This window comes from Pseudomonas violetae, assembly GCF_023072615.1.
GTDB lineage: Bacteria > Pseudomonadota > Gammaproteobacteria > Pseudomonadales > Pseudomonadaceae > Aquipseudomonas > Aquipseudomonas violetae.
Genome location: NZ_JAKNRW010000006.1, coordinates 40,215 through 54,902, shown reverse-complemented (window position 1 = coordinate 54,902; position 14,688 = coordinate 40,215). Strand labels below are relative to the sequence as shown.

The window sequence follows — 14,688 nt, the reverse complement described above, 5'->3', positions numbered from 1 at the left end:
TAGGAGCTGCCGAAGGCTCCTACAGGGGAACACGTGTTTCCTACGATCCTGTGCCACCCACAGTGATCGCATCAATCTTCAGCGTTGGCTGTCCGACACCCACCGGCACCGACTGCCCATCCTTGCCACAGGTTCCGACCCCGCTATCCAGCGACAAGTCGTTGCCGACCATCGACACCTTGCTCATGGCCTCCGGCCCGTTGCCGATCAGGGTTGCACCTTTGACCGGCGCAGTAATCTTGCCATCCTCGATCAGGTACGCCTCGCTGGTGGAGAACACAAACTTGCCACTGGTGATATCGACCTGGCCACCGCCGAGGTTCGCGCAGTAGATGCCGCGCTTCACCGACGCAATGATCTCCTGCGGATCACTCTCGCCTGCCAGCATGTAGGTATTGGTCATGCGCGGCATCGGCAAGTGCGCGTAGGATTCGCGTCGACCGTTGCCGGTGCGGGCCACGCCCATCAGGCGGGCGTTGAGCTTGTCCTGCATGTAGCCTTTGAGCACGCCGTTTTCGATCAGCGTGGTGCACTCGGTAGGCGTGCCTTCATCATCCACGCTCAGTGAGCCGCGGCGACCGGCCAGTGTGCCGTCATCAACGATGGTGCACAGCTTGGAGGCAACCATTTCGCCCATGCGCCCGCTGTAGGCGGAGCTGCCCTTGCGATTGAAGTCACCTTCCAGACCATGCCCGACCGCCTCATGCAGCAAAACGCCAGACCAGCCCGAGCCCAAAACCACCGGCAATGTACCGGCCGGCGCCGGAATAGCTTCAAGATTCACCAGCGCCTGGCGCAGTGCTTCACGGGCGTAGCCCATAGCACGGTCTTCGCTGAGGAAATAACGATAGTCGGTACGACCGCCGCCGCCGTGACCGCCGCGCTCGCGGCGACCGTTTTGCTCGACGATCACGCTAACGTTGAAGCGCACCAATGGACGAACATCCGCCGCCAGGCTGCCGTCGGTGGAAGCTACCAGAATGCGCTCCCAGACACCGGCCATGCTCACGGTGACTTGCTGGATGCGCGAATCGAGGGCACGGGTGGCGACGTCGATGCGCTTGAGTAACTCGACTTTCTCGGCACGACTCATCACTTCCAGCGGGTTATCGGGCCCATACAACTGGGCGACGTCCTGGGTGGTAAAAGCTTGCACGCTGCCATTTTGGCCGGCACGGGAAATAGAACGTGCGGCACGGGCCGCTGCGCCCAGGGCTTCCAGGGTGATGGCGTTGCTGTAGGCAAAACCGGTTTTTTCGCCAGACTGCGCGCGTACGCCGACGCCCTGGTCGAGGTTGAAGCTGCCTTCCTTGACGATGCCGTCTTCCAGCGCCCAGGACTCGGAGATCTGTCCCTGAAAATACAGGTCGGCGGCATCGATGCCTGGGCCGGCGAGATCGCCGAGCACCCCTTGCAGGCTTTCGATGGTTACGCCGCCGGGTGCCAGGAGGTGTTCACTGACTGAGGACAACAACTCGCTCATATGCTTTACGCCTTAAATTCGTTCATTCCGAGGCAGGCCGCTGCGCGCCCTGCGAGAAAAAGCGCCGGTGACTGGACACCGGCATCCTCGCCCTGATGGACGACTGTTCGCTGCTATCGCGTTCGGCCAGCAGCACGGCCTCGCCTTTGTCCTGCTGGGCCACCACGCGCCCCCAAGGGTCAATGATGGCGGCGTGCCCCCAGGTTTCCCGCGGCCCCGGATGAGTTCCACCCTGGGCTGCCGCGAGTACATAACATTGAGTCTCGATGGCTCGCGCGCGAATCAGCACATCCCAATGCGCAGCGCCAGTCACCGCAGTGAAGGCTGACGGTGCGGTAATCAACTCTGCGCCAGCGGCCCGCAATTCGCTGTACAACTCCGGAAAACGCAGGTCATAACACACCGTCAGGCCGACCCGGCCGACTGGCGTATCTGCCACCACGACGCCACTGCCATAAGCATAGTCATCGGATTCGCGATAACGCCCGCGATTGTCTGCCACATCCACATCGAACAGGTGCAGCTTGTCGTAGCGCGCCACCGTCTCGCCCTGATCATTCACCAGCAATGAGCAGGCATGCACTTTGGCCGTCGGCTGATCCACTGGCGGCAGCGGCAACGTGCCGGCCACTATCCATAACTTGAGGTCGAGGGCGGTCTGTTTCAACCATGGCAGGATCGGACCTTCGCCCAAAGCCTCGGCGCGCCCGATGTCAGCGATGTCACGGCGCCCCATGGCGGCGAAGTTTTCCGGCAGTACGGCGAGTTGCGCGCCAGCTGCGGCGGCCTCTTCGAGCAAGCGACGCGCCTGGGCCAGATTGGCCAGCACGTCGCTTTGGCTGACCATTTGAATCACAGCAACAGACATGGTTTTTCCTTATGTGGAATCAACTCATGTAGGAGCTGCCATGCTACTCCATCAGAGCAGGTCAAAAAGGCTTGTCGAAGGTGATTTTCGGTTCTTTCCATGGCCCCTTGACGGTGTACTTGACGCTGGCGAAACGCGCCACGCGGTCGCCGATCAATTTGTCGATCAGGAACAGCGCACCGCCGATCGCTGGTGCGCCGACGATCAGCGCGGCAATCGGCAGGTTGTTGGTCACCGGCAAGGTCACCAGCAACTTGGCATCGACCTTGTCGCCCACCAGGTCCAGCGTGCCATTGAGCTCGATGTTACTCGACGGCCCGGTCATCAGGATCGGCTCGCGGGTGACGTACACCCCGTTGCTGGCGACCAGCAGTCCCTTGACCCGATCGTAGCTCAAGCCTTTGCCAAACAGGTCGGAAAAGTCCAGGCGCAAGCGCCGGCCGATGGAATTGAAGTTGAGAAGGCCGAATACCCGCAACGCCTGGGCGCCACCTTCAACTTCGACGAACTGGCCTTTGTTCAGCGATGCATCGAGGGTCCCGGAGAAGCGCTTGGTGGCCAGCCAGGCCGGAGAACCGGGCCAGCCACCGTCGATATCCATATGGAAGTTTTCACTGGTAACACTGGGCGCGAACCCCCAACCCTTCAACACGTCGGCGAGGTTCTTGCCGCTGATCCGGCCCTTGTACCAGCTATTTGATGCGCCAGGTGTACCTTCCCAGCCACCACTGCCCTGCAGCAGAATGCCCTTGAGCCCAAGGTCCAGGGCATTGAGGGCAATGCCTTTGGCCGTCGGCCGGACTTTCAGCGACCAGGCGCCAACCAGGTCCTTGCCCTGGAACAGCTGGTTAATCGTGATATCCAGCGCCGGAATCTTCGTCGGGTCCACCGTGGCTAGCGGATCTGGCGAGTTTTCATCGGCGAGCACCGTCGGATCGGGCGCCGGTAACTTCACGAACTGCAGCTTGATGGCTATCGGCGCGGCTTTGGCATCAGGGATCGCCACCGCACCCTTGACCTGTTGACTGTCGAGTTGCAGGGCCCACGTGGATGGTCTGCGGTTCAACTGCACCGACGCCTGATCAAGGGTCGTGCCCATGGCAATGAGCTTGCCGACCTTCAGGTCAACGCTGCTGAGCAACTGCTTGGCACTGCCGCCAGGATCCTGGCCGGCATACTTGTCCGCCAGGGCTTTCCAGGGCCCCACGTCCAGCTCCGGCAGCGAGCCTCGCACGCGCAGGCCCTTGGCGCCGGGCACGACGGCCTGACCGCCGCCCAGCAGCAGCTCACCACGACCTTCGGCAAAATTGCTGGCGGGCGCTTCATAGGTGAAGTTCGCCAGCTCACCGTAATTGACCCAGTAACGCCGATCCTCACCCTGCAGGGTCATGCGGAACGTGGTATCGCGACCAACATCGGACGCCATGCCAAACGGCGCTGGCAGATCAACAGCAACGCCCTTGAGGTTCGAACTGACCAGTAACTGACTGTCGGCGCCACCAAGGTTGAGTTGCAGTCGATAGGGGATTACGCCGGTTACCGGCAGGGGCTGGGAAACGCTCAACCAGTCGGCGAGTTTTTTCACCTCGACCTGGCCCGACGCAGTCACCCGGGTCTTGAGATTGCCGGCGCTGCCATCGGCAAAAATCTGCGCCGAGACCGGTTTGTCAAAGGCTCGCGCCGTGATGTTCTGACCGCTGAGTCCCTTGGTGCTGTCAAAACGGAAGTCACCCTTGAGCTGGGTCAATTCCAGCGCAGGCTCGCTCAATTTCAGGCGCGCCTTGGCGGTCTTGAAGTCGACCAGGATTTTCGGCAGCTCGCCCTTGGCCAGAGGTATATCCAGCTTCAACTTGCCTTGCAGGTCGCCCTCGCCTTCCCAGCCAGCAAAGGTTTCGGCGGTACCGATAGGCGCGGTCTGGAGAATTGTCAGGCCATCGCCCAGGCCACCGGCGAAAGCGCCATCGAGCAACAGGTGGCTGCTCTTGCCGGCAGGCACATGGGGAATGTCGACGTAGATGTCGCGAACCTGGGTGTCGAGCAACTGCCCCTTGCTGGCGAGAATCCGCACCCCGCTGTCTTCTATGAATACATCGCCGCTGACCTTGCTGACGTGTGGCCACCCTGGCTGAAAGGCCAGTTCGGCGTCGTGAACCTTGAAAAACAGGCTGATGCTGCGATCGGCATCTGCCGCGCCATGGGCCAACGAGCCCTGGTACTGGAAGAAACCTTCATCAACCGCGCCCTTGAGAATCGCCGTGCGCAGCCATTCGTCCAGCGCCGGGCTTAATACGGTAGGCAGGTACTTGGCAGTGTATTTGCCATCACCGTCCACCAGGCCGACCCGCAGGTCCATGTAGTCTTCCTGGGAATGATCGAAATGGAGGCGGATCAGGAAGTCGCCGGCAATCTTACCCTCCTCGCCCAACACCTTCAGGTAGGGCGCGATCAGGGTGAAGGCTTCTTTATCAAGCGTCCAGGTCAGCTTGGCGTTGGCCTGGAGGTACTGCCATGGATTGGCGAAGATAGGGTCCAGGTGCAGGGAAAAATCCTTGCTGTCCATGCGCAACTCGCCCTGCCCCAGGTCGCCACTGATGCTGCCGCTGACATTTCGTACCGCCGGAGCACCGTGATAGGCATTAAAACCCACCCGGTCGAGGTTGGCGGCGAAGCTGAATTTGCTGTTGTCCGTAGCGTTTGGTCGGAAGTCGACCAGTACATTACGCAGGCCACCGGTCACCTTGAGACGCTCGACCGCCGTGGCCACGCCCTCAGGCAAAGGCCCCAGTGCATTCAACAGCGGTGTGAGCGGTGTTAGATCGAGGCGGTCAGCCTGCAGGTGCCACAGTTCCTGGTTGCTGTCGGTGGCCGCGCTCTGCTTGAGTTGCAGGCGCGATTCCCAGCGGGTTTCACCAAGGTTCATGGCCAGGGAGTCCAGCGTTACCAGGACGCCTGCTGCGTCACGCTGGAAATAGCCGTTGAGCGCCAGGTTGTTGATCTGGATCGGCTTGCGCTCAGCGTATGCCCCCTTCAGTTGTAGCGCATTCAGGCGCACGGCCCCGCTCTGCAGCGCGCCCTTGCTCCAGTTCACCCAGAGTTCGCCGCCGGCCTTGATCTCGGTGAAATTCCACTGCCGGGTCAGGCGCTCAGGCAGCCATTTCGACCAGTCACTTTGCGGCAGGCTGAGATAAGCATCCGCCTCACCTTTTTTCCAGTCGCTGGCAGGCAGGCGTGTCCGCAGGCTCAATGCCAATGGCTGGCCGTCCGGCAATGTCAGCCGGGCGTCGAGTCGCTGGCGGGAGCTTCCGGTCCTGAGGTTCATGCCGACATAAGTGAGGGTGAGCGGCGCATGATCCAGTGGCTGCAAGGTCACCTGGCTATCAAGGACCGAAAGCTGCTGGACCATCTGCATTCGGCTGAGTAGTTGTTCAGGGTCCAGCGGTTGATCCTCCTGGACCGGCAACCCCTCCAGCGCCCAATGGCCATCCTCGCCCTCCTTGAGGTTGATCTTCAAACCGCTGAGTTCGAGATGGGCCAGGCGTACTTCGCGCGCCAGCAGGCTGGCCCAGACATCTGGCACGGCGCGCACCTGATCCAGACGCAGGGCATTCGCACCTTCTCCGAGCATCACGTCATGCGCCAGCAGGATCGGCGCAAAGCCTCGCCAATTGCCTTCCAGTTCGCCGATATGCAGCGGCATACCCAACGCGGAGCTGGCCTTGGCCTCGACCTCAGCCCGATATTCGGCCACCAGCGGCGTGAGTTGCCGCCCCAGGCTGACGTAGAGCGCCATCAGTACCAAAACCAACGCGCATAGGCCCAGACCCCAGCGGGTCAGTGCGGCCAAAATGCGTGTCAGACGGTCCATGTCAGTTGGCTCCCATGGCGTTAAAACTGCAGAAAGCTGAGGCCAGCTGTTCCAGGCGATTTACAACGTAAGGGTTCAGAGCAGCACCACGTCGTATTGTTCCTGGGAATACATGGTTTCCACCTGGAACCGGATAGTGCGACCGATAAATCCTTCGAGTTCGGCGACATTGCCCGACTCCTCATCAAGCAGACGATCGACAACTTTCTGGTTCGCCAATACACGATAGCCTTCCGCCTGATAGGCGCGAGCCTCCCGAAGAATTTCCCGGAAAATTTCATAACAGACGGTTTCCGGAGTCTTCAGCTTGCCCCGGCCCTGACAACTGCTGCAGGGCTCGCAAAGCACCTGTTCAAGGCTTTCTCGGGTACGCTTGCGGGTCATCTGCACCAGGCCCAGCTCGGTGATGCCGATGATGTTGGTCTTGGCGTGATCTCGCTCCAGCTGTTTTTCGAGTGTGCGCAGGACCTGTCGCTGGTGTTCTTCATCTTCCATGTCGATGAAGTCAATGATGATTATCCCGCCCAGGTTGCGCAGGCGCAGCTGGCGAGCGATAGCGGTAGCGGCTTCGAGGTTGGTCTTGAAGATGGTTTCTTCGAGGTTGCGATGCCCGACAAAGGCTCCGGTGTTGACGTCGATGGTGCTCATGGCTTCCGCCGGATCGACTACCAGGTAACCACCGGACTTGAGCGGGACTTTGCGTTCGAGGGCCTTCTGGATTTCGTCTTCGACACCGTACAGGTCGAAAATCGGCCGCTCGCCAGGGTAGTGCTCCAGGCGATCAGCGATTTCCGGCATCAATTCAGCGACGAATTGCGTGGTTTTCTGGAAAGTTTCCCGGGAGTCGATGCGGATCTTCTCGATCTTCGGGCTGACCAGATCGCGCAAGGTGCGCAGCGCCAGGCCGAGGTCTTCGTAAATCACGCTGGGTGCGCCAATGGTCTTTATCTGCTCGTTGATCTGATCCCAGAGCCTGCGCAGATAACGGATATCCATGAGGATTTCGTCGGCACCGGCGCCTTCCGCAGCCGTACGCAGGATGAACCCTCCCGCTTCCTTGATCCCTTCCTTGGCCACGCAGTCGGTAACCACCTGCTTGAGCCGTTCGCGCTCTCCTTCATCTTCGATTTTCAGGGAGATGCCGACATGCGCGGTACGCGGCATGTAAACCAGGTATCGGGATGGAATCGACAGCTGGGTAGTCAGGCGTGCGCCTTTGGAACCGATCGGGTCCTTGGTGACCTGCACCACCAGGCTCTGTCCTTCGTGAACCAGCGCGCTGATGCTCTCGACTGCAGGACCTTCGCGCAGGGAAATCTCCGAGGCATGAATGAACGCGGCGCGATCAAGACCGATATCGACAAAGGCCGCCTGCATCCCCGGCAATACCCGCACGACCTTGCCCTTGTAGATGTTGCCGACGATCCCGCGCTTTTGCGTGCGCTCGACATGGACCTCTTGCAAAACACCGTTTTCAACCACCGCCACGCGCGATTCCATCGGCGTGATGTTGATCAGGATCTCTTCACTCATGGCAGGGTCTCGTTCAGGCATTTTCACGATAATGGCCGCATCTTGTCAGTACGACGCTCAGAGCGCGTTAAGGGTTTGCCAACAGGGTATGCCGAAATGGCCCAGCAGTTCTGCGGTTTCGCACAGTGGCAAGCCAACCACTGCCGAGTAACTGCCATCCAGGCCCGCCACGAACACTGCGCCGAGCCCCTGGATGCCATAACCGCCGGCCTTGTCCCGGGGTTCGCCGCTGGCCCAGTAGGCAGCTGCTTCCAGCGCTTGGATCCGGCGAAAACGCACCAGGCTGCGGATCACCCGGGATTCGCAACGCTCCCCGTCCAGCAGGGCGATACCTGTCAGAACTTCATGCTCGCGACCGGACAACATCATAAGCATGGCGCATGCGTCAGCTTCGTCCAACGGTTTGCCGAGAATTTTCCCGTCCAGCACCACGGCGGTGTCGGCACCCAGCACGCAATAACCTGCGGTGGACACGACCGCATCACGTCCGGCCTCGACCTTGCCACGCGCCAGGCGCTCGACGTAGGCCGAAGGGGATTCGTCATTCCAGGGGGTTTCATCGATGTCCGCACTGATGGCGGAAAACGGCACGCCAATCTGCGTGAGCAACTCACGCCGACGTGGCGAGCCTGAGGCGAGAAATAGCTGTTTCATCACGACATCTCCCTGTCCAGTACACCCGTGCGGGCAAATGCCTGACCGAATTAATTGATCTTGTAGCGTCGACGCAATCCGCGCAAACCGTAGCTGATCCAAGGCCAGAGCAGTGCACTGACCAGCGCCGGCAACACCAGCGCCAGCGTTGGCTGGCGATTGCCGGTGAGGGCGCTAAGCCATAGCTGAACAAGCTGGGCGAGACCGAAGATTACCAGGATCACCAGGCTCTGCTGCCACATCGGGAACATCCGCAGGCGTTGCTGTAGCGACAGCACCAGAAAGGTGATGAGCGTCAGGATCAAGGCGTTCTGCCCCAGCAACGTACCGTAGAGCACGTCCTCGGCCAGACCCAGGCACCACGCAGTCACCATGCCGACTTTCTGCGGCATCGCCAGTGCCCAGAAGGCCAGCAGCAAGGCCAGCCACAGCGGGCGCAGGATTTCCATGAACTGCGGCAGCGGTGAAACGCTGAGCAGCAAGCCGATAGCGAACGTCAGCCAGACGATCCAGCCGTTTCGGGATGCAGTTGTACCGACCATTATTCTCGTCCCCCCGTGTTAGCCGGTGCAGAGACAGGCGGTTTGGCAGCAGGTGGTTTGGCCGGCGGCTTGGTCGCCGCAGGTTTGATCGGGGCCGTGGCTGCGGGAGCCATCGGGGCAGCGGCAGCCGCGGGTGCAGCCGCCGCAGCCGGGACCATGGCGGGTTTCGGCACAGTGTCAGGAATCATCGGGCCACCACCGTATTGGTCCAGGGTTTCCTGGGCCTTGGCCGCATCATTGGCACGCTCTTCGGCAGTGCGTCCGTCGCTGAACACCAGCAACAGGTAACGGCTGCGGTTCAATGCGGCGGTGGGCACAGCACGGACAATCGCGAATGGCTGGCCGGAGTCATGGATCACTTCCTTGACCGTCGCCACCGGGTAACCGGCGGGGAAGCGCTGGCCCAAACCGGAGCTGACCAGCAGATCGCCTTCCTTGATGTCGGCCGTATCGGCCACATGGCGCAGTTCCAGGCGTTCCGGGTTGCCGGTGCCGCTGGCGATTGCGCGCAGACCGTTACGATTGACCTGTACCGGAATGCTGTGGGTGGTGTCGGTCAGCAGCAATACGCGAGAGGTGTAGGGCATCAACTCGACCACCTGCCCCATCAGGCCGCGGGCGTCGAGGACCGGCTGACCGAGGACCACGCCGTCGCGCTCACCCTTGTTAATGATAATGCGATGAGTGAAGGGATTGGGGTCCATGCCGATCAACTCGGCCACTTCGACCTTTTCGTTGACCAATGCCGAAGAGTTGAGCAACTCGCGCAGCCGTACGTTCTGCTCGGTCAGGGCGGCAAGCTTTTGCATGCGCCCCTGCAACAGCAGGTTTTCGGTCTTGAGCTTTTCGTTTTCCGCGACGAGTTCGGTCCGGCTGCCAAACTGACTGGCCACACCTTGCCACAAGCGCTGCGGCAGGTCGGTGATCCAGTAGGACTGCATCAGCACCAGCGACATTTGGCTACGCACTGGTTTGAGCAGAGTAAAGCGGGCATCGACCACCATCAGCGCGACCGATAGCACGACCAGCACCAACAAGCGCACGCCCAGTGAAGGCCCTTTAGCGAAAAGCGGTTTAATAAGCCGCTCCTCCCGGGCAAATGTTTTGTTTATTCATACAGCAGACCGGCCTGGATGCACACTGACAGAAGATAAACGCCAACAGGCAGCACTGCAAAGTGCTGCCTGCGCGCTCAACAGCATAGATGCAACCCCGCGACTTATTCGCTGGAGAGCAGGTCCATGGTGTGTTTATCCATCATTTCCAACGCACGGCCACCGCCGCGAGCAACGCAGGTCAACGGGTCTTCGGCAACGATCACCGGCAGGCCGGTTTCCTGGGCAAGCAACTTGTCGAGGTCGCGCAGCAAGGCGCCACCACCGGTCAGGACCAGGCCACGCTCGGCGATATCGGAAGCCAATTCCGGTGGCGATTGCTCCAGTGCACTTTTTACTGCCTGAACGATGGTCGCCAGAGACTCTTGCAGAGCTTCCAGCACTTCGTTGGAGTTCAGGGTGAAAGCACGTGGCACGCCTTCAGCCAGGTTGCGACCGCGAACATCGACTTCGCGAACTTCGCCACCAGGGTAGGCCGTACCGATTTCCTGCTTGATGCGCTCGGCAGTGGATTCGCCGATCAGGCTGCCGTAGTTACGACGTACGTAGGTGATGATCGCTTCGTCGAAGCGGTCGCCGCCAACCCGTACGGATTCGGCGTAGACCACACCGTTCAGGGAGATCAGCGCGATTTCAGTGGTACCGCCACCGATATCGACAACCATCGAGCCCCGCGCTTCCTCTACCGGCAGGCCAGCACCGATCGCGGCCGCCATCGGCTCTTCGATCAGGAACACCTCACGGGCACCGGCACCGAGGGCCGATTCACGGATGGCACGACGCTCAACCTGGGTGGATTTGCATGGAACGCAGATCAGCACTCGCGGACTAGGCTGCAGAAAGCTGTTTTCGTGAACCTTGTTGATGAAGTACTGCAGCATCTTTTCGCAAACGCTGAAGTCGGCGATAACGCCGTCTTTCATCGGACGAATGGCAGCAATATTTCCTGGAGTACGGCCGAGCATACGCTTGGCCTCGGTGCCGACGGCCACGACACTTTTCTGGTTACCGTGTGTCCGAATGGCCACAACCGATGGCTCATTCAGAACGATTCCGCGCTCGCGCACGTAAATAAGGGTGTTGGCAGTGCCCAGGTCAATGGAAAGATCGCTGGAAAACATGCCACGCAGTTTCTTGAACATGGGGAAAGGACCCTAGGCAACGCGTGGGTAAAAAAGTGCGGCAAACTCTAACAACGACAGGGATTTTGGGCAAGGCGCCAATATGTTAAATTGGCCGCTTTTCTGTGCACCAAACCCCACAATCGCGGCCTTATGACCGTAGAAATGCGGTAGTGTTCCGACAATCTAACACACGGACGCTGTCCGTTCTGTTTTCCACTGGAGATTCCCATGGCGCTTGAACGCTCCGACGTGGAAAAAATCGCTCATCTGGCCTGCCTTGGCCTAAATGATGCCGATCTTCCACACATCACTTCAGCCCTGAACAGCATTCTCGGGCTGGTCGACGAAATGCAGGCGGTCAATACCGACGGTATCGAGCCGCTCGCCCACCCACTGGAAGCCAGCCAGCGCCTGCGCGCAGACATCGTGACCGAGACCAATCATCGCGAGGCCTACCAGTCCATCGCACCAGCGGTCGAAAACGGCCTGTATCTGGTTCCGAAAGTCATCGACTAAAGGGAAAGAGCCTGCAATGCATCAATTGACTCTGGCCGAGATCGCCCGCGGACTCGCCGACAAAAAGTTTTCTTCCGAAGAACTGACCAAGGTCCTGCTGGCGCGCATCGCCCAGCTCGATCCACAGCTCAACAGCTTCATCAGCCTCACCGAGGACCTCGCGCTGCAGCAGGCCAAAGCCGCTGACGCCCGCCGGGCCAACGGTGAGAGCGGCGCCCTGCTCGGGGCGCCGATCGCCCACAAGGACCTGTTCTGCACCCAGGGCATCCGCACCAGTTGCGGCTCGAAGATGCTCGATAATTTCAAGGCACCGTACGACGCCACTGTGGTTGCCAAGCTGGCCGCTGCCGGGGCCGTGACCCTGGGCAAGACCAACATGGACGAATTCGCCATGGGTTCGGCCAACGAGTCGAGCTATTACGGCGCGGTGAAAAACCCGTGGAACCTGGAACACGTACCTGGCGGTTCTTCCGGTGGTTCGGCTGCTGCTGTTGCCGCGCGCCTGCTGCCGGCCGCCACCGCGACCGACACTGGCGGCTCCATTCGCCAGCCCGCTGCGTTCACCAACCTCACAGGCCTGAAACCGACGTACGGTCGTGTTTCGCGCTGGGGCATGATCGCCTACGCCTCAAGTCTCGATCAGGGCGGCCCACTGGCGCGCACAGCCGAAGACTGCGCGATCCTGCTGCAAGGCATGGCCGGCTTCGATGCCAATGACTCCACCAGCATTGACGAGCCAGTGCCGGATTACAGCGCCAGCCTCAACGGCTCGCTGCAAGGCCTGCGCATCGGCGTGCCGAAAGAATACTTCAGCGCCGGTCTCGACCCGCGCATCGCTGACCTGATCCACAACAGCATCAAGGAGCTGGAAAAGCTCGGTGCCGTGATCAAGGAAATCAGCCTGCCAAACATGCAGCACGCGATTCCTGCGTACTACGTGATCGCCCCGGCAGAAGCCTCGTCCAACCTGTCGCGTTTCGACGGAGTGCGTTTCGGCTATCGCTGCGAGGACCCGAAAAACCTGATCGACCTGTACAAGCGTTCCCGTGGCGAAGGTTTCGGCCCGGAAGTTCAGCGCCGCATCATGGTCGGCGCCTACGCGTTGTCGGCCGGCTACTACGACGCCTACTACCTGAAGGCGCAGAAAATCCGCCGCCTGGTGAAAAACGACTTCATGGCTGCCTTCAACGAGGTCGACATCATCCTCGGCCCAACCACGCCTAACCCGGCCTGGAAGCTTGGCGCCAAGAACAGTGACCCGGTCGCTGCCTATCTGGAAGACGTCTACACCATCACCGCCAACTTGGCTGGCCTGCCGGGCTTGTCCATGCCTGCCGGATTTGTCGACGGTCTGCCGGTCGGTGTGCAATTGCTCGCGCCGTATTTCCAGGAAGGTCGCCTGTTGAACGTTGCCCACCAGTATCAGCTGAACACTGACTGGCACACCCGCACCCCAACCGGCTTCTGAGGAGAAACACATGCAATGGGAAGTCGTGATCGGGCTGGAGATTCATACCCAGCTCACCACCCGGTCGAAAATCTTTTCCGGTAGTTCCACCACTTTCGGTTCCGAGCCGAACACCCAGGCCAGCCTGGTCGACCTCGGCATGCCCGGCGTCCTGCCGGTGCTTAACCAGGAAGCGGTGCGCATGGCGGTGATGTTCGGCCTGGCCATCGATGCCGAAATCGGCCAGCACAACGTGTTCGCCCGTAAAAACTACTTCTACCCGGACCTGCCCAAGGGCTACCAGATCAGCCAGATGGAATTGCCGATCGTTGGCAAGGGCCACCTGGACATCGCCCTGGAAGACGGCACGGTCAAGCGCGTCGGCATCACCCGGGCGCACCTGGAAGAAGACGCCGGTAAAAGCCTGCACGAAGAGTTCAACGGTGCCACCGGCATCGACCTGAACCGCGCCGGCACGCCGCTGCTGGAAATCGTTTCCGAGCCGGACATGCGCAGCGCCAAGGAAGCCGTGGCTTACGTCAAGGCTGTCCACGCGCTGGTGCGTTATTTGGGCATCTGCGACGGCAACATGGCCGAAGGTTCGCTGCGTTGCGACTGTAACGTGTCGATCCGTCCCAAGGGTCAGGCCGAGTTCGGCACGCGCTGCGAAATCAAGAACGTCAACTCGTTCCGCTTCATCGAAAAGGCTATCAACACCGAAGTGCAGCGTCAGATCGAACTGATCGAAGACGGCGGCAAGGTGATCCAGCAGACGCGCCTGTACGATCCGAACAAGGACGAAACCCGTCCGATGCGCAGCAAGGAGGAAGCCAACGACTACCGTTACTTCCCCGATCCGGACCTGTTGCCAGTGGTCATCGAGGACTCCTTCCTCAACGACGTGCGCGCGACCCTGCCAGAATTGCCGCCGCAGAAGCGTGAGCGCTTCCAGGAGCAGTTCGGCCTGTCGGTCTACGACGCCAGCGTCCTGGCGACCAGCCGCGAGCAAGCCGATTACTTCGAGAAGGTTGTGAGCATCAGTGGCGACGCCAAGCTGGCGGCCAACTGGGTAATGGTCGAACTGGGCAGCCTGTTGAACAAGCAGGGCGTGGACATTGACCAGTCGCCGGTTTCCGCCGAGCAACTGGGCGGCATGCTGCTGCGCATCAAGGACAACACCATCTCCGGCAAGATCGCCAAGGTGGTTTTTGAAGCCATGGCCAGTGACGAAGGCAGCGCTGACGAGATCATCGACAAGCGCGGCCTCAAGCAAGTAACTGACACCGGCGCGATCTCGGCGGTGCTGGACGAGATGCTCGCGGCCAACGCCGAGCAGGTCGAACAATACCGCGCGTCCGACGAAGCCAAACGCGGCAAGATGTTCGGCTTCTTCGTCGGCCAAGCCATGAAAGCCTCCAAGGGTAAGGCCAACCCGCAACAGGTCAACGAACTGCTGAAAAGCAAGCTCGAAGGCTGATGAGCGTGGAGCCAGATCACCCGTCTGGCTCGATCCCCCTGTGGGAGCGGGCTTGTTCGCGAAA

At 60.5% G+C, this 14,688-nt stretch carries 11 protein-coding genes; 3 read left to right on the top strand and 8 right to left on the bottom strand.

All coding sequences use genetic code 11. The features are described from left to right. Nucleotides 1–40 precede the first annotated feature (40 nt). The 8 genes from tldD to mreB all read right to left on the bottom strand — a co-directional run bounded on the left by tldD (nt 41) and on the right by mreB (nt 11,202). Complete coding sequence (gene tldD, locus L9059_RS10470; RefSeq protein ID WP_247290646.1) at nt 41–1,483, bottom strand: metalloprotease TldD; 1,443 nt, start codon at nt 1,481–1,483, stop codon at nt 41–43. 22 nt (nt 1,484–1,505) lie between these two features. Beyond that, the gene (locus L9059_RS10465) at nt 1,506–2,351 is read right to left on the bottom strand and encodes a carbon-nitrogen hydrolase family protein (protein WP_247290645.1); all 846 of its coding nucleotides are present in this window, start codon (nt 2,349–2,351) and stop codon (nt 1,506–1,508) included. Between the two features lie 61 nt (nt 2,352–2,412). Then, nucleotides 2,413–6,216, bottom strand: a complete 3,804-nt coding sequence (locus tag L9059_RS10460; RefSeq protein ID WP_247290644.1) for a YhdP family protein — start codon at nt 6,214–6,216, stop codon at nt 2,413–2,415. A 75-nt stretch (nt 6,217–6,291) separates the two neighbouring features. Beyond that, nucleotides 6,292–7,749: a ribonuclease G gene (gene rng / locus L9059_RS10455; protein ID WP_247290642.1), complete on the bottom strand. Its 1,458-nt coding sequence runs from the start codon at nt 7,747–7,749 to the stop codon at nt 6,292–6,294. Nucleotides 7,750–7,806: 57 nt separating this feature from the next. After that, complete coding sequence (locus L9059_RS10450) at nt 7,807–8,403, bottom strand: Maf family protein (protein ID WP_247290640.1); 597 nt, start codon at nt 8,401–8,403, stop codon at nt 7,807–7,809. 50 nt (nt 8,404–8,453) lie between these two features. After that, nucleotides 8,454–8,945: a rod shape-determining protein MreD gene (gene mreD, locus L9059_RS10445; RefSeq protein ID WP_247290638.1), complete on the bottom strand. Its 492-nt coding sequence runs from the start codon at nt 8,943–8,945 to the stop codon at nt 8,454–8,456. Further along, entirely contained in the window at nt 8,945–10,024 is a 1,080-nt protein-coding gene (gene mreC, locus L9059_RS10440; protein ID WP_345894324.1) for a rod shape-determining protein MreC, read from the bottom strand. Before mreC ends, mreD begins: the two co-directional genes overlap by 1 nt. A gap of 140 nt (nt 10,025–10,164) precedes the next feature. Further along, nucleotides 10,165–11,202: a rod shape-determining protein MreB gene (gene mreB, locus L9059_RS10435; protein WP_002555108.1), complete on the bottom strand. Its 1,038-nt coding sequence runs from the start codon at nt 11,200–11,202 to the stop codon at nt 10,165–10,167. 210 nt (nt 11,203–11,412) lie between these two features. Between mreB and gatC the strand changes: the two genes are divergently transcribed. From gatC to gatB, 3 genes are read left to right on the top strand one after another with little or no spacing between them, the layout of a single operon-like run. After that, on the top strand, nt 11,413–11,700 hold the full coding sequence (gatC, locus tag L9059_RS10430) for an Asp-tRNA(Asn)/Glu-tRNA(Gln) amidotransferase subunit GatC (protein ID WP_150769385.1): 288 nt from the start codon (nt 11,413–11,415) through the stop codon (nt 11,698–11,700). Nucleotides 11,701–11,716: 16 nt separating this feature from the next. Continuing rightward, the gene (gene gatA, locus L9059_RS10425) at nt 11,717–13,168 is read left to right on the top strand and encodes an Asp-tRNA(Asn)/Glu-tRNA(Gln) amidotransferase subunit GatA (RefSeq protein ID WP_247290634.1); all 1,452 of its coding nucleotides are present in this window, start codon (nt 11,717–11,719) and stop codon (nt 13,166–13,168) included. Between the two features lie 10 nt (nt 13,169–13,178). Continuing rightward, nucleotides 13,179–14,624, top strand: a complete 1,446-nt coding sequence (gene gatB / locus L9059_RS10420) for an Asp-tRNA(Asn)/Glu-tRNA(Gln) amidotransferase subunit GatB (RefSeq protein WP_247290632.1) — start codon at nt 13,179–13,181, stop codon at nt 14,622–14,624. Nucleotides 14,625–14,688: the final 64 nt, after the last annotated feature.